Source organism: Pseudomonas putida, assembly GCA_029953615.1.
Lineage (GTDB): Bacteria > Pseudomonadota > Gammaproteobacteria > Pseudomonadales > Pseudomonadaceae > Aquipseudomonas.
In genome coordinates this window covers 3,939,985-3,958,820 of the sequence record CP124529.1, presented here as the reverse complement: position 1 = coordinate 3,958,820, position 18,836 = coordinate 3,939,985, and the positions used below count along the sequence as shown (strand labels likewise).

The window sequence follows — 18,836 nt, the reverse complement described above, 5'->3', positions numbered from 1 at the left end:
GAGCAGCCTCGTGCTGCGAAAGGGCCGGTACAACCATGCAGACGTGTGCTGGCGGTACTGGCACTTTCGCAGCACAAGGCTGCTCCTACAGGTACTGCGTATTGCCTGAACGCGGATGCTTCAGTTCGAAGGTTCCGGGTCGCGCTTGCGCTTGTTGCCCATGCGCACGCCAATGTCCATCAGGAACTGGAAGAAGCCTTCCTGATCCTCCAGCACATTGCTCCAGAACGGCGAGTGGTACAGCGCCACGGCACCATGCACCAGCGCCCAGGCGGCGCAATAGTGGAAGTACGGCGGTACGTCTTCGAGCTTGCCTTCGCTGATACGGCCCTTGATCAGCTGGGTCAGGCGGTCGAAGTTGGAGGCACGGATACTGTGCAGCTGTTCGACCATTTCCGGTACCTGGTTGCCCTTGACCACCTTTTCTTCCAGGCGGTCGAACAGCCGGTAACGCTGCGGGTCGCGCATGCGGAACTCGAAGTAGGCTCGCGACAGGGCTTCCTTGTCGCGGTCGACGTCGGCCGAATGCAACAGCGCGTTCAAGTCACGCTCATAGTCGAGCATCAGGCGCAGGTAGATCTCCGCCTTGGACTTGAAGTGCTTGTAGATCGTGCCTTTGCCGATGCCCACGGCGTCAGCGATCATCTCGACGGTGACGCTGTCTTCACCCTGCTCGAGAAACAGTTTGAGCGCGGTGTCGAGGATTTCCTGTTCGCGGCGGCGAAACTCACGGACCTTACGAGGTTCTTTCTGCATAGGAAGGACTGGATGACAATCGAAGCGGTTTATTATGCCTAACTTGCGGGAAATTGCACGGATCATCCAAGCATGTCTGTGTTTCATGATGCTTACGGCCATGCGCTGCGGGAGGAATGAAACGTTGGCGTATTCCAAATCTGTTTAAAAAACGATCAATATGCACTGGCACTGCGCCAAACCTGACCAATACTTGAAGTGTTGGCGCGGCGCATCCCCCCCAAGTGGCGCGCCGATAAAGGTGCTCAGGGACCGCGTACCTTTGTTTTACTCCTAATGGTCTTAACCCGGATTCCCCCCCCAGAACCCGGGTTTTTTTTGTGGGTTTCGGAGGGCGAGGGCGCCGCATGGATTGTGGCAGGCACTGGTAGCCGTCACACAACCCCTACACTTTCGGACTCAGCCCACCCGCGCCAACGGGAACAAGCGCTTGAAGTTGGCAGTGGTCTGCTCAGCCAACTGCTCATAACTTGCCCCCCGCAACGAAGCCACATACTCCGCCACCTCGCGCACGTACTGCGGCAGATTCGGCTTGCCCCGGTAAGGAATCGGCGCCAGGTACGGCGAATCGGTCTCCACCAGCAAACGATCGACCGGCACCTGCCGCGCCACTTCACGCAGGGCATCGGCATTGCGGAAGGTAACGATGCCAGACAACGAAATGTAATACCCCAGATCCAGCGCCGCCTTGGCCATGTCCCAGTCTTCGGTGAAGCAGTGCAGCACGCCGGCCTGCGGCAGGTTGGCCTCGCGCAGCAGCGCCAGGGTATCGGCACGCGCCGCACGGGTGTGCACGATCACCGGCTTGCCGGTCTGCCGCGAGGCCTCCAGGTGCAGGCGGAACGAGGCTTGCTGTAACTCGGCTGCTTCCGGCTCATAGTGGTAATCCAGCCCGGTTTCACCAATCGCCACCACATGCGGGTGAGCCAGCTCGCGCAGCAGCCATTCCAGCGCCGGCGTTTCGCCCGGCGCCAGGTCCAGCGGGTGCACGCCCACCGAGCAATCAACATCGGCGTAGCGCTCGCTCAGCGCCTTCACCGCACCAGCGTTCTCGGCACTGACGCCAATACACAGGAAATGCCCGACCCCGCGCTCACGCGCCGCCTGCAAGGCAGCATCGAGTGAGCCCTGGTGGGCGTTCAGGTCCAGACGGTCGAGGTGGCAATGGGAATCTACGAGCATGGGATAACGGCACACATGAAAAAATGAAAATCAGCGGGCGCCCGGCAGTTGCAGCCAGTGGGCCAGCAACGATTCAAGCAGCAGGGCGCGGTTGAGGTTGGCCTTGCCCAGCACCTTCTGGCGCTGTTCCAGGATCCACGCCTGCACCTCCAGCACCTTGGCCTGACGACTCTTCTGCGCCAGGTACTGCACCACCTTGCGCATATCGGCCAAGCCTAGCCCCTCCTCGTCCTGGGTCAATTGATAGCGCAGGATCAGGTGCGCCCAATCGCAGAACCAGTCGAACAGCAGCAACAGCGGCACAGCGCTCCAGGCATCGGCCAGCTGGCTGGGCGATTGCTGCTGCTTGAGCAGCTTCTTCACCCCATCAGTGACCAGTGCGCGCTGCTCACGCACGCCTTGCGCCTGCAAGCTGAGCGCCATCAGCGGTGAACCGGCAGCCAGGGTCAGCAACTCGTCGCGCTCGGCCTCGTCGCTGTCGGGCAGCGCGCTGGCCAGCCAGGCCTGGCTCTGAGCCAGGCTGGGCTGCGGGCAGGCGACCTGCTGGCAGCGGCTCTTGATGGTCGGCAACAGGCGGCTGGGCTGGTGAGTGACCAGCAGCAACACGGTATCGCCGGAAGGCTCTTCGAGGCTCTTGAGCAGGGCGTTGGAGGCATTGACGTTCATCGCCTCCACCGGCTCGATCAGCACCACCTTGCGCCCACCCAGCTGCGCGGTTTGCACCACGAAAGTCACCAGCTCGCGCACCTGGTCGACCTTGATCGGCTTATCGGCTTCTTCGGGCTCGAGGACGAAGTTGTCCGGGTGGCTACCGGCCTTGAGCAGCAGGCAGGACTTGCACCCGCCACAGGCCTCCAGGCCTTGTGGGTGCTGGCACAGCAGGCGGGCCATCAGGCGCTCGGCCAGGGCCCGCTTGCCAATACCCTGCGGGCCATGCAGCAGGTAGGCGTGAGCGTGCTGGCTACGGCCGGCCAGTTGCTGCCAGAGGGCCTGCTGCCAAGGGTAGGCCTCAGCCACGGCAACGCTCCACAATGCCAGGCAGCAGCGTATCGATGGCGTGCTGCACAGCCTGCAGCGGCTGGGCGGCATCGAGCAGGGTATAGCGCTGTGGTTCGCGGCCGGCGCGCTGCAGGTAGGCTTGGCGCACCGCTTCGAAGAATGCCTGGCCTTCCTGCTCGAAACGGTCCAGACGGCCCCGGGCGGCGGCCCGGGCCAGGCCCACTTCAACCGGCAGGTCGAAGACCAGGGTCAGGTCCGGGCGCAGGTCGCCCTGGACGAATTGCTCAAGGGTAGCGATACGTTCGACCGGCAAACCGCGCCCACCGCCCTGGTAGGCGTATGTGGCATCGGTAAACCTGTCACACAACACAACGGCCCCGCGGGCCAGCGCCGGCCGGATCACCTGCGCCAGGTGCTGGGCACGCGCAGCGAACACCAGCAACAGCTCGGTGTCGGCCGCCATGCTTTCATCGCTGGGCGCCAGCAGCAGCTCACGCACCTTCTCGGCCAGCGGCGTACCGCCGGGCTCTCGGGTGAGCACCACGTCCAGCCCCTGCTCGCGCAGGCGCGCAGCCAGGTAATCGCGGTTGGTGCTCTTGCCCGCGCCTTCGGGGCCTTCCAAAGTAATAAACAAGCCGCTCACAGGCAGTCCTTAATGTTGTTCGTCAGGCATCGGCCGCTCGGCCGCTTGCGCGCCGCCGGCAGGGGCGTCCTGCACAGGTGGCTGGTCGGGCGCTGGCTGCGCAGTAGACTCATCGGCAGGCGCCTCGCGCTGCTCGGCCTCGTCGGCACCTGGTTGTGGCTGTGTCTCTGGCTGCGATTGCGGCGCGGGGCTGGAGCGGTAGTCCGCACGGCGCTTGAGCTGGAACTCTCGCACTGCAGAGTTGTGGTCGTCGAGGTCGTCGGAAAACACATGGCTGCCATCGCCACGGGCGACGAAATACAGGCTGGTGCCATCGGACGGGTTGAGCGCCGCGTGAATCGCCTCGCGGCCGACCATGGCAATCGGGGTCGGCGGCAGGCCGGTCATGGTGTAGGTGTTGTACGGCGTCGGTTCGCGCAGGTCGGCGCGGGTGATCCTGCCGTTGTAACGCTCACCCATGCCATAGATTACCGTCGGGTCGGTCTGCAGCATCATGCCCAGGCGCAGGCGCCTTACGAAAACGCCTGCAATCTGCCCGCGCTCCTGGGGAATGCCAGTCTCCTTCTCCACCAGCGAGGCCATGATCAACGCCTGGTACGGGTCACGGTAAGGCAGGTCGGTGGTGCGCTCGGCCCACTCCTTGGCCAGCACTTCATCCAGGCGCATATAGGCCTGCTGCAGCAACTCGACGTCGCTCATGCCGCGCACGAAGCGATAGGTGTCCGGGAAGAAGCGCCCTTCGGGGAACACTCCGGTATGGCCGAGCTTGTCCATCACTTCCGAATCGGACAGCCCGTCCAGGGTGTGCTTGATCTTTTCATGCTTGGCCACGGCCGCGCGCACCTGGCGGAAGGTCCAGCCTTCGACCAGGGTCAGGTTGTACTGCACCACATCGGCCCGACGCCAGGCATCGAACAGCTGCTCCACGGTCATGCCGGGGGTCAGGCGGTACTCGCCGGTGTGCAGGGGGGTGCCGGCCATGTTGAAGCGCCAGTAAAGGCGCAACCAGACGGCGTCGTCGAGCAGCCCTTCGCTCTGCATGCGATAGAACATGCGGTTGGGGGTAGTGCCATTGGGCACGTCGAGCAGGCGCTCCTGCGTCACGTGCAGGGGCTGCTCCAGGACCGAGTTGACCTTCCAGGCTGACCAGCCCACGGCAAGGCCGGCGAGGATCAAGCCCATTTCCAGCAGCAGCAGGAATTTACGTCTCACGAATTCAGGTTTCCAGTAGCGTACGGGCAACGGCCTGCAGTTTACGGGTGAGCGGGCCCGCCGACCAGTTTAGCGCGGCAACGCCACGCACGGGCCAGACACCGTAGACGCTGTTGCAGACAAATACTTCATCTGCTTGCTCCAGCGCGTCGAACGGCAGGTCGCCGACCCGCACCGGGATGCCCTGCAGCGCTGCCTGTTCCAGCAACGCAGCCCGCATCACGCCAGCGACGCCACAGCGGCTGAGGTCGGCCGTGAACAACACGCCATCGCGCACCAGGAACAGATTGCTGTACACCCCTTCGATCACCCTGCCCTGCCCGTCACGCATCAGGCCTTCGGCATGTTCGCTGTCCTGCCATTCGGCACGGGCCAGTACCTGCTCCAGGCGGTTGAGGTGTTTGAGGCCAGCCAACAGCGGTTGTTCCCCAAGCCGCGTCTGGCAAGGGAACAGACGTACACCGTGCTCGGCATGTTCGACAGGATAGCTGGGCAACGGGCTGCCCTGCAGGATACGCCGCGGCGCGGCACCGACAACCGGCGCGTAACCGCGCTGGCTGTCGCCACGGGTAATGATGAGTTTGGCTACGCCATCACCGAGCTGGCTGGCATAACGCAGGAGTTCGTCGCGCACCAGCGCCAGGTCGGCGCTGATCGCCAGGCGCTGGCACCCTAGCGCCAGGCGTGCGAGATGGCCGTCCAGCAGGCTGGGCCGGCCGCCGCGCACGGCGATGGTCTCGAACAGGCCATCGCCGTAGGCCAGCCCGCGGTTCTGCAGGTTGATTGCAGCCGTCGGCTGGCCATCGATCCAGCTGTGCATCAACCGGCGAACCGGCGGAATACCAGCGAACCGTTGGTGCCGCCAAAGCCGAACGAGTTGGACAGCACCACGTCGATCGGCATGCTGCGAGCCTGGTGCGGGACGAAGTCGAGGTCGCAGCCTTCGTCCGGCTCATCCAGGTTGATGGTGGGCGGCGCCATCTGGCTGTTGATCGCCAGCACGCTGAAGATCGCTTCCACGGCACCGGCAGCGCCCAGCAGGTGGCCAGTCATCGACTTGGTCGAGCTGACCGCCAGCTTGTAGGCATGCTCACCGAATACGCGCTTGATCGCGGCCACTTCGGCCACATCGCCCGCCGGGGTCGAGGTGCCGTGGGCGTTGATGTAGCTGACCTCTTCCGGCTGGATGCCGGCATCGCGCAAGGCGTTGGCCATGCAGCGGGCAGCGCCTTCGCCGGTGTCCGGTGGCGAGGTCATGTGATAGGCGTCACCGCTCATGCCGAAGCCGACCAGCTCGGCATAGATGGTTGCGCCGCGGGCCTTGGCATGCTCCAGCTCTTCGAGCACCAGGGCACCGGCACCGTCGGACAGCACGAAGCCGTCGCGGCCCTTGTCCCACGGGCGGCTGGCCCGGGTAGGCTCGTCGTTGCGGGTGGACAGGGCGCGAGAAGCACCGAAGCCGCCCATGCCCAGGCCGCAGGCGGCCATTTCAGCGCCGCCAGCGATCATCACATCGGCTTCACCGTAGGCGATGTTGCGCGCGGCCATGCCGATGCAGTGGGTACCCGTGGTGCAGGCAGTGGCGATGGCGTAGTTCGGCCCTTGCAGCCCCAGGTGGATCGACAGGAAGCCGGAGATCATGTTGATGATCGAGCCTGGCACGAAGAACGGCGAAATACGACGCGGCCCCGAATCGTGCAGGGTGCGGCTGGTTTCTTCGATGTTGGTCAGGCCACCGATACCCGAGCCCATGGCCACGCCAATACGCTGGCGGTTGGCGTCGGTAACTTCCAGGCCGGCATTACGCACTGCCTGGAAACCGGCCGCCAGGCCGTACTGGATGAACAGGTCGAGCTTGCGGGCCTCTTTGGCCGACAGGTATTGCTCGACCTCGAAGCCTTTCACCGAGCCGCCAAAACGGGTGGAGTAGGCAGACAGGTCCGTATGTTCGATCGGACCGATGCCACTGCGGCCAGCCAGAATGCCCTGCCAGGTGCTCGGTACATCGGTACCCAGTGGCGACAGCATACCCATACCGGTGACCACGACGCGTCTACGCGACACAGTACTCTCCTTTTTCTAATCACAGAGTTTCTTGCCATTGCATTACAAGCAATGGAATGAAATGGCAACAAGCTCTTGGAGCTCGGGTCAACGAGGCGCCTGCAAAACACAGGGCGCTCGCAAAGAAAAAACCGCACGCCGGCAAAGGCAGTGCGGTTTTTCCCGACAAGAAGCGTCGACTAAAGCGTCTTAGGCCTGGTGGGCTTTGACGTAGTCTACGGCAGCTTGAACGGTAGTGATCTTCTCGGCTTCTTCGTCAGGGATTTCGGTCTCGAATTCCTCTTCCAGAGCCATCACCAGCTCAACGGTGTCAAGCGAATCGGCACCCAGGTCATCGACGAAGGACTTCTCGAGAGTCACTTCCTCTTCCTTGACGCCCAGTTGCTCGGCGACGATTTTCTTGACGCGTTCTTCGATGTTGCTCATACCTAGGTTTACTCCTAATGGATATATGTCAGGCAGCTGGCCGGTGGCTAATTTTATAGAAAGACGTTCGCTTTTCAAGCTAAACGCACCTTCCCACCAGTCACCACACCCGCTGCCTGGAATCTGGTTGCAGCTTTATAACGGATTTTAGGCTCGCAGTATGACTCTTTTTTTACGAAATCCGTCACATTGAGTTGCAATGTTACATGTACATCCCGCCGTTGACCGGCACGGTGGCGCCGGTTACGTAGGCTGCGCCGTCGGATGCCAGGAACGAAACCACCTTGGCGATTTCGTCAGCCTGGCCCAGGCGGCCCAGCGGGATCTGGGTTTGCAGGGCTTCGCGCTGCGCTTCCGGCAGCTCACGGGTCATGTCGGTGTCGATGAAGCCCGGGGTCACCGAGTTGACGGTGATGCCACGCGAGCCAACTTCACGCGCCAGGGCGCGGCTGAAGCCTTCCAGGCCGGCCTTGGCGGCCGCGTAGTTGGCCTGGCCTGCGTTACCCATGGCGCCGACGACCGAGCCGATGCTGATGATACGACCCCAACGTGCCTTGGTCATGCCACGCAGCACGCCCTTGGACAGACGGTAGAGGCTGTTCAGATTGGTATCGATCACATCGAACCACTCGTCATCCTTCATGCGCAGCATGAGGTTGTCGCGGGTGATACCGGCGTTGTTGACCAGGATGGCCGGCGCGCCGAACTGCTCGCCGATGGCGGCCAGTACAGCTTCAACCGATTCGGCGCTGGTCACGTTCAGCTCCATGCCGGTGCCAGTGATGCCGTGTTCTTTCAGGGTTGCAGCAATGCGCTCGGCGCCGGAAGCCGAAGTGGCGGTGCCGATCACGGTCGCGCCCTGGCGGCCCAGTTCGAGGGCGATGGCCTGGCCAATGCCACGGCTGGCGCCGGTGACCAGTGCAACTTTACCTTGCAGGCTCATGCAAGCTTCTCCAAATCAGGCCAACGCCGCGCGGGTGGCGGCGACGGCGTCAGGGGTATTGAGGTTGTAGGTGGTCACGCCATCGGCGCAACGCTTGTTCAGGCCAGCCAGCACTTTGCCCGGGCCGCACTCGACCAGGTTGACGGCACCGTTGGCGGCCAGGGTCTGCACGCATTCGACCCAGCGCACAGGCTGGTACAGCTGCGCCAGCAAGTCGTGCTTGAGGGCATCGAGGCCAGCGGCAACGGCAGCGGTGACGTTCTGCACCACAGGAATTTGCGGGGCGTGCCATTCGATGGCATTGACCGACTCGGCAAAGCGCTCGGCAGCCGGCTTCATCAGCGCGCAGTGCGACGGCACACTGACCGCCAGCGGCAGGGCGCGCTTGGCACCCTTGGCCTTGCACAGCTCGATGGCGCGGTCTACCGCAGCCTTGTTGCCGGCGATGACCACCTGGCCAGGCGAGTTGAAATTGACGGCGCTGACCACCTGGTCTTCAGCCGCTTCGGCGCAAATCTCAACGACTACGGCGTCGTCCAGGCCGAGAATGGCAGCCATGGCGCCATGGCCTGCCGGGACCGCCTCCTGCATCAGCTGCCCGCGGCGCTCGACCAGGCGGACGGCGTCCTTCAGGCTGATGCTGCCGGCAGCGACCAGGGCGCTGTATTCGCCCAGGCTGTGACCGGACACGAAGGCCGGCGTGGCGCCACCCTCTTCCAGCCACAGGCGCCACAGCGCGATGGACGCGGTGAGGATGGCCGGCTGGGTCTTGTCGGTCTGGTTGAGTTGCTCTTCCGGGCCTTCCTGGACCAGCTTCCACAGGTCGTAACCGAGCGCCTCGGACGCTTCCTTGAAGGTTTCGATGATCACTGGCTTCTCGGCGCCGAGCTCGGCGAGCATGCCCAGCGACTGGGAACCTTGACCGGGAAAGACGAATGCGAGAGATGCAGACATTGAACAAGCCCTTATGATCTTGTCGTCGGATAGGGTGCGCCAGGCCCTGAGCCAGGCGCGGAATCTGAAAGCTTGGATGGAGACGGAACCTAAGCGGTCACATTTAAGCACTTCATCGGCGATATGCCTAAGGTCTTTGTATTACCTGTACCGGCCCTATCGCCGGCAAGCCAGCTCCCACAGAGACCCCACAGTCTTCAAGCCGGAGGTAATCCTGTGGGAGCTGGCTTGCCGGCGACAGGGCCAGAACAGGCTATAACAGCAGGTCTTCCAACCGCCCATGCAAACGCTGTGGCAAGTTCTCCTGAATCTCGATCAACGCCCGCTGGATGGCACTCTGGAAGCCCTGCACCCCCGCCGAGCCATGGCTTTTGATGACGATGCCCTGCAACCCCAGGAAGCTCGCACCATTGTGCCGCGCCGGCGCCAGGTCGGCCTGCAGGCGCTTGAGCAGCGGCATGGCCACGGCCCCGGCTACCCGCGACAACACGCCGCCCTTGAACAACTGCTCGATGCGCACGCCGATCATGGTCGCCAGCCCCTCGCTGGACTTGAGCAGGATGTTGCCGACGAACCCGTCGCACACCACCACATCGGCTTCGCCGCGATACAACCCGTCACCTTCGACGAAGCCTATGTAGTTGAGCCCGCGAGCGCTCTGCAACAGGCTGGCCGCCAGCTTGACCTGCTGGTTGCCCTTGATGTCTTCGGTACCGATATTCAACAGCGCCACACGCGGCCGCTGCACACCCAGAGCCTGAGCGGCCACCGACCCCATCACGGCGAACTGGTAGAGGTTCTCGGCGCCGCAGTCGACATTGGCACCCAGGTCGAGCAACTGGCAGTAGCCGGTCTGGGTCGGGATCGCCGCCACCATCGCCGGCCGGTCGATACCCGGCAGCGTCTTCAGCACGAAACGCGACAGCGCCATCAAGGCCCCGGTATTGCCGGCACTGACGCAGGCCTGGGCCTTGCCGTCGCGTACCAGTTCGAGGGCGATGCGCATCGACGAGTCCGGCTTGCCGCGCAGCGCCTGGGATGGCCGCTCGTCCATGCCGACCACCTCGCTGGCGGCCACGATTTGCAGGCGCGCGCGATCCGCGGCTGCAAGGCCACTGACCAGATCTTCAAGGAGGGAGGGTTGACCGACGAGGGTCAGGTGCAGCGAGGGGGTAGCCGAAAGGCAGGCAATGCTAGCCTGAACAATGCTGCGGGGACCGAAGTCCCCGCCCATTGCGTCGATCGCGATGATCTGAGCGGACAAGGATTACTCGTCAGCGCCCTTGTCGACCACTTTGCGACCACGGTATACGCCTTCTGGCGAAACGTGGTGGCGCAGGTGTACTTCACCGGTGGTTTTCTCTACCGACAGCGCGTTTTCCGACAGGGCGTCGTGCGAACGGCGCATGTCACGGGCAGAGCGGGATTTTTTGTTCTGCTGAACAGCCATAATTGATTAACTCCTAAACGTTTGGGTCACGCTTTAACTGCGCCAAAACACTGAACGGGTTGGACCGCGATACCTCGTCCTTGCTCGATTCGGGCTCGTCTGCGCCCGCCGGCTGCTGGCATTCTTCCGGATGGTGAGCAGGCACGATTGGCAAGGCGAGCAGAAGCTCCTCCTCGATCAATGCCTGCAGATCCAAAGGATCTTCGCCCAGTTCCAGCACGTCATAGCCTTTCGGCAACGACTGGGTATTCGCACCCTCCTTCACCACCGCGTATGTACATTCGCTGTGGATCGGCAGGGTGACCAGCTCAAGACAACGCTGGCAAACCATCTTGACCTCGACGTCCAGCTCGCTGTGGATAACCACCACGTGCTGTTCATCTCGTTCAAAATCGAACTTCGCCTGCACCGTACCGACATTGTCGGAAAGCGGGTCGCAGAGTCTTTCCAAATCAGCGAGTTGCAGCGAACCGTTAAGGGTTACGCCACGATCGGCTAATTTGCGCGGGTCAACGTGAGGTGGAATCGGGTCATTCAACATAGGCGCAGCATTCTAGGGATGCCCCCCGCCCCTGTCAAAGGAAATTGGCAGCATCGTGCGTGATAGAATTTGTTCAACTGATTCAGGAGTCTACCATGCTTCCTCTGTTACTGGCTTCCAGCTCTGCCTATCGCCGCGAACTGCTCGCGCGCCTGCGCCTGCCCTTCACCTGGGCAAGCCCCGACATAGACGAGCGGCGCCTGGATGACGAACCGGCGGTGGACCTGGTGCGCCGGCTGGCCAGGCAAAAAGCCGAGGCCCTGGCGGGCAGCCACGCCGGGCACCTGATTATCGGCTCGGACCAGGTTGCGGTACTGGGCGAGCAGATACTGGGCAAGCCTCACACCTTCGAGCGGGCCTGCGAGCAGCTGCTGGAGTGCAGCGGGCAGCAGGTGAGCTTCCTGACCGGGCTGGCATTGCTGAACAGCGCCACCGGGCAGTGCCAGGTGGACTGCGTGCCGTTTACCGTGACCTTGCGCGAGCTGGATCGGGAGCGAGTGGAGCGCTATGTGACGGCGGAACAGCCGCTGGACTGCGCCGGCAGCTTCAAGGCGGAGGGACTGGGGGTGAGTTTGTTCCAGAGCACGCATGGGTGCGATGCGACCAGCCTGATCGGGCTGCCGCTGATTAGACTGGTGGATATGTTGACTAAGGAAGGGGTGGTGATTCCGTGAGTTTTGGGACCGCGCAGCGGCCCTTCGCGGGCACGCCCGCTCCCACAGGGATTGCGAAAAACCTGCAGGTTGCGACACAACTGTGGGAGCGGGCGTGCCCACGAAGGGGCGCAAAGCGCCCCCGGCAATCCCGGATCAGCGCAACTGCGGCCCCTGGAAGCCCATCCACATCGCCAGACGCTCGGCCACGCTGGCCCCTACGCGCTTGGAGAAGCGATCCAGTGCCGACTCCTGCACGGTGAAGTCCACCAAGTCCTTCTCGCCCACAATTTCACGCGCCACGTAGCTGGCACTGCCCAACCCATCCACCAGGCCTAATTCCTTGGCCTGCTCACCCGACCACACCAGGCCACTGAACAGTTCCGGGTGCTCCTTGTCCTTCAGGCGCTCGCCCCGCCCCTGCTTGACCATGGCAATGAACTGCTGGTGCGTGGTATTCAGTACGCCCTGCCAGAACGCCGTCTCTTCCGGCTTCTGCGGCGAGAACGGATCGAGGAAGGCCTTGTGCTCGCCTGCAGTGTAGGTACGCCGCTCCACACCCAGCTTTTCCATGGTACCGACAAAGCCATAACCAGCCGCTGTCACGCCAATCGAGCCCACCAGGCTGGCCTTGTCGGCGTAGATCTCGTCCGCCGCACTGGCGATGTAATAGGCACCGGAAGCACCCAGGTCGGCAATCACCGCATACAGCTTGATCGCCGGGTATTCGGCGCGCAGGCGGCGGATTTCGTCATACACGTAACCCGACTGCACCGGGCTGCCACCCGGGCTGTTGATGCGCATCACCACAGCCTTGGTCTTGCTGTCCTTGAACGCCTCGCGCAAGCTCTTGATGATATTGTCGGCGCTGGCGGGCTCCTGGTCGGCAATCATCCCGCGCACCTCGACCAGTGCGGTATGGCTGACACTGCGCGATGCGGCCTTGTCCATGTCCATCAACGGTGTGAACAAGGCCAGGATGCCGAACAGGTAGACGAAGGTCAGCAACTTGAAGAAGATCCCCCAGCGCCGCGCCCGGCGCTGCTCCTGTACACCCGCCAGCAGGGTCTTTTCCAGCAGCTTCCAGCTTTTGCGCTCTTCGCGCTCCTCGGGTTCGGCCTCGGGGGCTTTCCATTCGTCTGCCATGCTTACCTACCTTGGAAATGGAATTGCGGAACCACCCAGCCACTCACGCAACTGGGAAAAATGATCGATGCACACCTGCGGACCAAATTCGGCCAACGCCTGTAGCGACATGGCACCATAGCCCACGGCCACCGAATGCATGCCGGCATTGCTGGCCATTTGCAAGTCGAATGCCGAATCGCCAACCATCAGCGCACGCCCTGGTTCGACACCGCAATGGCCGAGGATTTCCTCTAGCATCCGCGGGTGCGGCTTGCCGCGGGTCTCGTCAGCGGCGCGAGTGATGTCGAAGAACTGCTCCCAGCCATTGGCCTTGAGCACCCGGTCCAGCCCCCGACGCGCCTTGCCGGTTGGCCACCGCCAGGCGGTACCCCTCGGCACGGAACGCATCCAGCGACTCGACCACACCCTCGAACAACGGTGAGGGCTGCTGGTCCAGGGCCATATAGATATCGGCATAGTGCTGACGGAAGCTGTCGACCTGCGCAGGCGCCAGGTGCGGGTACAGGGTGTGGATCGCCTCGCCCAGGGCCAGGCCGATGATGCCCTTGATCGCATCCTCGCTGCTTTGCGCCTCACCGGCACGCTCGGCGGCGGCGTTCATGGCTTCGACGATACGCCCGATCGAGTCGGCCAAGGTGCCGTCCCAGTCGAAGATCAGTAGCTCATAGCCTTTTTTCATAGGTCAGGACGCACTCAGCCGTTCAACGGTTTTCGCCCACACTTCATCCACCGGCGCCTCGAGCTTCAGCTCGCCACCGTCCGGCAGCGGCACGGTAAGCGCGTAGGCATGCAGGAACAGGCGCTTGCCGCCCAGGTCGCGGATTTCGCGGCTGAAATCTTCGTCGCCATACTTGCTGTCGCCGGCAATCATGTGCCCGGCATGCAAGGTGTGCACGCGGATCTGGTGGGTGCGACCGGTGATCGGGCGCGCCTCGACAATGGTGGCGAACTCGCCAAAGCGGCGCAGCACGCGGAACAGGGTCAGCGCCTCCTTGCCCTCGTCATTCACCTCGACCATGCGCTCACCGGAGCGCAGGTTGCTCTTGAGCAACGGCGCGCTGACCTGCTTCTTCGAAGTCGGCCAGTGGCCGCGAACCAGCGCCATATAGCGCTTGTCGACACCATCACCGCGCAGCGCGGCGTGCAGGTGGCGCAGCATGCTGCGCTTCTTGGCGATCATCAGCAGGCCAGAGGTGTCACGGTCCAGGCGGTGCACCAGCTCCAGCTCCTTGGCGTCCGGGCGCAACTGGCGCAGCGCCTCGATCACGCCGAAGCTCAGGCCGCTGCCGCCATGCACGGCGATGCCGGCCGGCTTGTTCATCACGATCAGCGCCTTGTCTTCGTAGACGATGGCCGCTTCCAGACGCTGCAGCAGGCCCTGGGCCACCGGTGCCGGTTCGTCACGTTCCGGCAGACGAACGGGCGGTACCCGCACGATATCGCCGGCCTGGATCTTGTACTCTGGCTTGACGCGCCCCTTGTTGACCCGTACTTCACCCTTGCGCAGGATGCGGTAGACCAAGGTCTTGGGCACGCCCTTGAGGGCCGTGATAAGGAAATTGTCGATGCGTTGGCCGGCAAGCTCCGGCGCGACTTCGATCAGCTGAACGCCGGAAGTCGGAGGGGTATTGGTCGTCATGGCGGGATCATAACAATTTTTTATGGAATTGAAGCACTTAATCATTGCTGCTATAGTCGCGAACGCCGCCAAAAGCGGCAGGCCAGCGGCACCAGGCTCCTAGCCGGCCCCTGACCAACGCAATTCTCCAGGACGCGAGGCCGTCCTACGGGGTGTTCGCCAGTTTACCGAATTGCCTGGAATCGCCACCAGCGCCGTGTAGAGAAGACCGAAAAAAAACGACAAGTGCGGTGTTTCACCTGCTTACCCGATTCTTTTCGCTGCACCTCTGCCCGCCCCGTCGCTTCCACGCAACGCCCGGCGAATGCTTCGGAAATACCTGCCTTGGACATGAATGGCGCCAGCGCAGAACCTGCGCTGGCGAAAAATGCAACCCGTTGCGGATTCAGCGCGCGGCAGCACCCGAATTATCAGGGATACGTGCAGGGTGGAGATGCACAGCCCTCGGACCGTGTAGCACCGCGTCCGGCCCACCAGCCCACTGAACGGCTGGCGAGCGGATAAGGTCCTGAACAGATGCCCCCGGGCGTCCACGGCTGACGGTTGATTCCTCCTCCTGACTGAGTGCACAAGGCCCGCTTGGTTGATTCGGATTCCAATTCGAAGCCACCGGGGCCTTGTTGGCACCGCAGCAAACAGGACGCGTCGTCGCGACAACGGCAGGCTGGGCAACCGGCTGGTGCCGAACGTCGCTCGACACGGGGGTGGCCTGGCCACCCTTTGCGCACCTTGGCACCGACCATGAGACGTCGTGTGTGCCGAACGCCGTTTCCGGCAGCCCGGAAACCGACGGTACAACATGAAAAGAATGCTGATTAACGCGACTCAACCCGAAGAGTTGCGTGTAGCCCTGGTGGACGGCCAACGTCTCTACGACCTGGACATCGAGTCCGGCGCACGTGAGCAGAAAAAGGCCAACATCTACAAAGGCAAGATCACCCGCATCGAACCCAGCCTCGAAGCCGCCTTCGTCGACTTCGGTTCCGAACGTCACGGCTTTCTGCCGCTGAAAGAAATCTCCCGCGAATACTTCAAGAAAACCCCCGAAGGGCGGGTCAACATCAAGGAAGTGCTGAGCGAAGGCCAGGAAGTCATCGTCCAGGTCGAGAAGGAAGAGCGCGGCAACAAGGGCGCCGCCCTCACCACCTTCATCAGCCTGGCCGGCCGCTACCTGGTGCTGATGCCCAACAACCCGCGCGCCGGTGGCATCTCTCGCCGCATCGAAGGCGAAGAACGCAACGAACTGCGTGAAGCCCTGAACGGCCTGACCGTGCCAGGCGACATGGGCCTGATCGTGCGCACTGCCGGCCTGGGCCGCAGCAGCGAAGAAATGCAGTGGGACCTCGACTACCTGCTGCAACTGTGGACCGCCATCAAGGAAGCGTCCCAGGACCGCGCCGCGCCCTTCCTGATCTACCAGGAAAGCAACGTCATCATCCGTGCCATCCGCGACTACCTGCGCCAGGACATCGGCGAAGTGCTGATCGACAGCATCGATGCCCAGGAAGAAGCCCTGACCTTCATCCGCCAGGTGATGCCGCAGTACGCCAGCAAGGTCAAGCTGTACGAAGACAGCGTGCCGCTGTTCAACCGCTTCCAGATCGAAAGCCAGATCGAAACCGCCTTCCAGCGCGTGGTCGACCTGCCCTCCGGCGGCTCGATCGTGATCGACCCGACCGAAGCCCTGGTGTCCATCGACATCAACTCGGCGCGGGCCACCAAAGGCAGCGACATCGAAGAAACCGCCCTGCAGACCAACCTGGAAGCGGCCGAGGAAATCGCCCGCCAGCTGCGCCTGCGCGACATCGGTGGCCTGATCGTCATCGACTTCATCGACATGACCCCGGCAAAAAACCAGCGCGCCGTTGAAGAACGTGTTCGCGAGTGCCTGGAAGCCGACCGCGCCCGCGTTCAGGTCGGCCGCATCTCGCGCTTTGGCCTGCTGGAAATGTCCCGTCAGCGCCTGCGTCCGTCGCTGGGCGAAAGCAGCGGCATCGTTTGCCCACGCTGCTCCGGCACCGGCATCATCCGTGACGTCGAATCGCTGTCGCTGGCCATCCTGCGCCTGATCGAAGAAGAAGCCCTGAAGGACCGCACCGCCGAAGTTCGCGCCCAGGTGCCGATCCCGGTGGCTGCCTTCCTGCTCAACGAGAAGCGCAACTCGATCACCAAGATCGAACTGCGCACCCGTGCGCGCATCATCATCCTGCCGAACGATCACCTGGAAACCCCGCACTTCGAAGTCCAGCGCCTGCGCGACGACAACCCGGAAGTGCTGAACAACCAGTCCAGCTACGAGATCGCCGCCGCCGAAGCCGAAGAAGCGCCGCAGCCGACCGCCACCCGCACCCTGGTTCGCCAGGAAGCCGCGGTCAAGACCGCACCGGCCCGCGCCAACGCGCCAGTACCGGCCACTGCCGAAGAGCCACAGCCTGCCGCACCGGTCGCCCCTGCCCCGGTCGCTCCGGAACCAAGCCTGTTCAAGGGCCTGGTGAAGTCGCTGGTAAGCCTGTTCGCCGGCAAGGAAGAGCCTGCCGCAGCGCCAGTTGTCACTGCCACCGAGAAACCGGCCGCCGAGCGCAGCCCACGCAACGAAGAACGCCGCAACGGCCGCCAGCAGAGCCGCAACCGCAACGGCCGCCGCGACGAAGAACGCAAACCGCGTGAAGAGCGTGCCGAGCGCGCACCGCGTGAAGAACGCGCTCCACGTGAGGAACGTGCACCGCGCGAAGAGCGTGCGCCACGTGAAGAACGCGCCCCACGCGAAGAGCGCGCACCGCGTGAAGAACGCGCACCGCGCCAGCCACGCGAAGACCGCCGCGGCAACCGTGGCGAAGAGCGCGTGCGCGAACTGCGTGAGCCACTGGACGCTACCCCTGCCGAGCGTGAGGAACGCCAGCCGCGTGAAGAACGTGTCGCACGTGAAGAACGCGCTCCACGCGAAGAACGTACCCCGCGTGAAGAGCGCGCACCGCGCGAAGAACGTGCTCCGCGTGAAGAGCGCGCACCTCGTGAAGAACGTGCCCCGCGTGAGGAACGTGCTCCGCGCGAAGAACGTGCTCCGCGTGAAGAGCGCGCACCTCGCGAAGAACGTGCTCCTCGTGAAGAGCGTGCCCCACGCCCACCACGCGAAGAACGTCAGCCACGCGTAGCCGAGGAAGCCGCTGAGCAGGCAGCCGAACTGGCCGAAGAACAACTGCCGAACGAAGAGTTGCTGCAGGACGAGCAGGAAGGCACCGATGGCGAGCGTCCACGCCGCCGTTCTCGTGGCCAGCGTCGCCGCAGCAACCGTCGTGAGCGTCAGCGCAATGCCAACGGCGAGCTGATCGATGGCAGCGAGGAAGAAGGCAGCGAAGAGCAGCCACAACCGCACCAGGCCACCGAACTGGGTGCCGAACTGGCCGCTGGCCTGGCCGTGACTGCCGCTGTCGCCAGCAGCAACATCAGTGCCGACGCCGAAGCCCAGGCCAACCAGCAGGCCGAGCTTGCCACCGCGGAAGTCGCAGCTGTCGAAACCGACAACAGCGAAGTCGCCCAGCCGGTCGAGCAGGCTGAGAAGGCCGAGCAGGTCGAAGCTGCCGCCAAGGCTGAAGAAGTAGCCGTGGCCCCAGTCGTCGAGCAGCCGGTCAGCGAGCCTGTAGCCGTGGTCGAGGCAACTGCCGAGCCCGTGGTCGAAGTCGCCCCGCAGCCAGTGGTCGATGAAGCACCTGCCGCCGAACCGGTAGTGGTTGCCGAGGCACCGGTAGAAGCGCCTGCCGTCGAGGCTGGTGAAATCGAGCAGGCCCCGGCCGTGATCGAAACCGCTCCGGTTGCCGAGCAACCTGCCCCGGTTGTCGAAGCCCAACCAGAAGTGGTGGCCGAGCCAGCCCCAGTGGCCGTCGAGCCTGCACCGGTCGAAGCCCCTGCGGCGGTGGAACCTGCCACTGTCATGCTGGCCAACGGCCGTGCGCCGAACGACCCGCGTGAAGTTCGTCGCCGCAAGCGTGAGGCCGAGGCTGCCGCCAAAGCCGCGCAGGAAGCTGCTGCAGCCGCCGAGGAACCAGCCCTGGAAGCCACCGATGAGCAAAAGCCTCATCACGGTTGATAGCCAAGGCTGAATGAAAAAGCCCCGCCAGTGCGAACTGGCGGGGCTTTTTCTTGGTTGCTGTGAAATATTGGCAGCGCTGTTGCTCTTGTGGGAGCGGGCGTGTTCTGGTCAAGTTTTTCCGGACACCGATTACGGTGA

At 63.4% G+C, this 18,836-nt stretch carries 17 protein-coding genes and 1 pseudogene; 2 read left to right on the top strand and 16 right to left on the bottom strand.

The features are described 5' to 3' along the window. Window positions 1-120: 120 nt before the first annotated feature. The 13 genes from QIY50_18195 to QIY50_18135 all read right to left on the bottom strand — a co-directional run bounded on the left by QIY50_18195 (window position 121) and on the right by QIY50_18135 (window position 11,170). A complete protein-coding gene (locus QIY50_18195) occupies window positions 121-756 on the bottom strand; it encodes a TetR/AcrR family transcriptional regulator (protein ID WGV19311.1) in 636 nt (211 codons plus the stop codon). A gap of 399 nt (window positions 757-1,155) precedes the next feature. After that, entirely contained in the window at window positions 1,156-1,938 is a 783-nt protein-coding gene (locus QIY50_18190; GenBank protein ID WGV19310.1) for a TatD family hydrolase, read from the bottom strand. Between the two features lie 30 nt (window positions 1,939-1,968). Then, window positions 1,969-2,955, bottom strand: a complete 987-nt coding sequence (locus tag QIY50_18185) for a DNA polymerase III subunit delta' (GenBank protein WGV19309.1) — start codon at window positions 2,953-2,955, stop codon at window positions 1,969-1,971. Next, the gene (gene tmk / locus QIY50_18180; protein WGV19308.1) at window positions 2,948-3,580 is read right to left on the bottom strand and encodes a dTMP kinase; all 633 of its coding nucleotides are present in this window, start codon (window positions 3,578-3,580) and stop codon (window positions 2,948-2,950) included. Before tmk ends, QIY50_18185 begins: the two co-directional genes overlap by 8 nt. A gap of 9 nt (window positions 3,581-3,589) precedes the next feature. Then, window positions 3,590-4,792 (bottom strand): endolytic transglycosylase MltG, encoded by a 1,203-nt coding sequence (mltG, locus tag QIY50_18175; protein ID WGV19307.1) that lies wholly within the window; start codon window positions 4,790-4,792, stop codon window positions 3,590-3,592. A gap of 4 nt (window positions 4,793-4,796) precedes the next feature. Further along, the gene (pabC, locus tag QIY50_18170; protein ID WGV19306.1) at window positions 4,797-5,612 is read right to left on the bottom strand and encodes an aminodeoxychorismate lyase; all 816 of its coding nucleotides are present in this window, start codon (window positions 5,610-5,612) and stop codon (window positions 4,797-4,799) included. Continuing rightward, window positions 5,612-6,856 carry a beta-ketoacyl-ACP synthase II gene (gene fabF, locus QIY50_18165; protein ID WGV19305.1) on the bottom strand — a complete coding sequence of 415 codons (1,245 nt, stop codon included), beginning with the start codon at window positions 6,854-6,856 and terminating at the stop codon, window positions 5,612-5,614. Before fabF ends, pabC begins: the two co-directional genes overlap by 1 nt. A 189-nt stretch (window positions 6,857-7,045) precedes the next feature. Further along, window positions 7,046-7,282 carry an acyl carrier protein gene (gene acpP / locus QIY50_18160; GenBank protein ID WGV19304.1) on the bottom strand — a complete coding sequence of 79 codons (237 nt, stop codon included), beginning with the start codon at window positions 7,280-7,282 and terminating at the stop codon, window positions 7,046-7,048. 202 nt (window positions 7,283-7,484) lie between these two features. Beyond that, complete coding sequence (gene fabG, locus QIY50_18155; GenBank protein ID WGV19303.1) at window positions 7,485-8,225, bottom strand: 3-oxoacyl-ACP reductase FabG; 741 nt, start codon at window positions 8,223-8,225, stop codon at window positions 7,485-7,487. 15 nt (window positions 8,226-8,240) lie between these two features. Then, a complete protein-coding gene (gene fabD, locus QIY50_18150; GenBank protein ID WGV19302.1) occupies window positions 8,241-9,179 on the bottom strand; it encodes an ACP S-malonyltransferase in 939 nt (312 codons plus the stop codon). A gap of 253 nt (window positions 9,180-9,432) precedes the next feature. Further along, a complete protein-coding gene (plsX, locus tag QIY50_18145) occupies window positions 9,433-10,413 on the bottom strand; it encodes a phosphate acyltransferase PlsX (protein ID WGV23086.1) in 981 nt (326 codons plus the stop codon). 33 nt (window positions 10,414-10,446) lie between these two features. Beyond that, the gene (gene rpmF / locus QIY50_18140; GenBank protein WGV19301.1) at window positions 10,447-10,629 is read right to left on the bottom strand and encodes a 50S ribosomal protein L32; all 183 of its coding nucleotides are present in this window, start codon (window positions 10,627-10,629) and stop codon (window positions 10,447-10,449) included. Between the two features lie 13 nt (window positions 10,630-10,642). Next, window positions 10,643-11,170, bottom strand: coding sequence for a YceD family protein (locus tag QIY50_18135; protein ID WGV19300.1), 528 nt, complete (start codon window positions 11,168-11,170; stop codon window positions 10,643-10,645). A 95-nt stretch (window positions 11,171-11,265) separates the two neighbouring features. Between QIY50_18135 and QIY50_18130 the strand changes: the two genes are divergently transcribed. Then, a complete protein-coding gene (locus QIY50_18130; protein WGV19299.1) occupies window positions 11,266-11,844 on the top strand; it encodes a nucleoside triphosphate pyrophosphatase in 579 nt (192 codons plus the stop codon). A gap of 135 nt (window positions 11,845-11,979) precedes the next feature. Here the strand turns inward: QIY50_18130 and sppA are convergent, their stop codons facing one another. The 3 genes and pseudogenes from sppA to rluC form a co-directional block, all read right to left on the bottom strand. Next, window positions 11,980-12,969 carry a signal peptide peptidase SppA gene (gene sppA, locus QIY50_18125; protein WGV19298.1) on the bottom strand — a complete coding sequence of 330 codons (990 nt, stop codon included), beginning with the start codon at window positions 12,967-12,969 and terminating at the stop codon, window positions 11,980-11,982. Between the two features lie 6 nt (window positions 12,970-12,975). Beyond that, a pseudogene (locus tag QIY50_18120) lies at window positions 12,976-13,651 on the bottom strand (HAD family hydrolase). 3 nt (window positions 13,652-13,654) lie between these two features. After that, on the bottom strand, window positions 13,655-14,611 hold the full coding sequence (gene rluC, locus QIY50_18115; protein ID WGV19297.1) for a 23S rRNA pseudouridine(955/2504/2580) synthase RluC: 957 nt from the start codon (window positions 14,609-14,611) through the stop codon (window positions 13,655-13,657). 799 nt (window positions 14,612-15,410) lie between these two features. Here rluC and rne point away from each other — a divergent pair. Next, complete coding sequence (gene rne / locus QIY50_18110; GenBank protein ID WGV19296.1) at window positions 15,411-18,695, top strand: ribonuclease E; 3,285 nt, start codon at window positions 15,411-15,413, stop codon at window positions 18,693-18,695. Window positions 18,696-18,836 lie beyond the last annotated feature (141 nt).

Coding starts and splice junctions, on each gene's coding strand:
- QIY50_18195 (WGV19311.1), bottom strand. CDS start 756: ATGCAGAAAGAACCTCGTAAGGTCCGTGAGTTTCGCCGCCGCGAACAG.
- QIY50_18190 (WGV19310.1), bottom strand. CDS start 1,938: ATGCTCGTAGATTCCCATTGCCACCTCGACCGTCTGGACCTGAACGCC.
- pabC (WGV19306.1), bottom strand. CDS start 5,612: ATGCACAGCTGGATCGATGGCCAGCCGACGGCTGCAATCAACCTGCAG.
- acpP (WGV19304.1), bottom strand. CDS start 7,282: ATGAGCAACATCGAAGAACGCGTCAAGAAAATCGTCGCCGAGCAACTG.
- fabG (WGV19303.1), bottom strand. CDS start 8,225: ATGAGCCTGCAAGGTAAAGTTGCACTGGTCACCGGCGCCAGCCGTGGC.
- fabD (WGV19302.1), bottom strand. CDS start 9,179: ATGTCTGCATCTCTCGCATTCGTCTTTCCCGGTCAAGGTTCCCAGTCG.
- plsX (WGV23086.1), bottom strand. CDS start 10,413: ATGGGCGGGGACTTCGGTCCCCGCAGCATTGTTCAGGCTAGCATTGCC.
- rpmF (WGV19301.1), bottom strand. CDS start 10,629: ATGGCTGTTCAGCAGAACAAAAAATCCCGCTCTGCCCGTGACATGCGC.
- QIY50_18135 (WGV19300.1), bottom strand. CDS start 11,170: ATGTTGAATGACCCGATTCCACCTCACGTTGACCCGCGCAAATTAGCC.
- QIY50_18130 (WGV19299.1), top strand. CDS start 11,266: ATGCTTCCTCTGTTACTGGCTTCCAGCTCTGCCTATCGCCGCGAACTG.
- sppA (WGV19298.1), bottom strand. CDS start 12,969: ATGGCAGACGAATGGAAAGCCCCCGAGGCCGAACCCGAGGAGCGCGAA.
- rluC (WGV19297.1), bottom strand. CDS start 14,611: ATGACGACCAATACCCCTCCGACTTCCGGCGTTCAGCTGATCGAAGTC.
- rne (WGV19296.1), top strand. CDS start 15,411: ATGAAAAGAATGCTGATTAACGCGACTCAACCCGAAGAGTTGCGTGTA.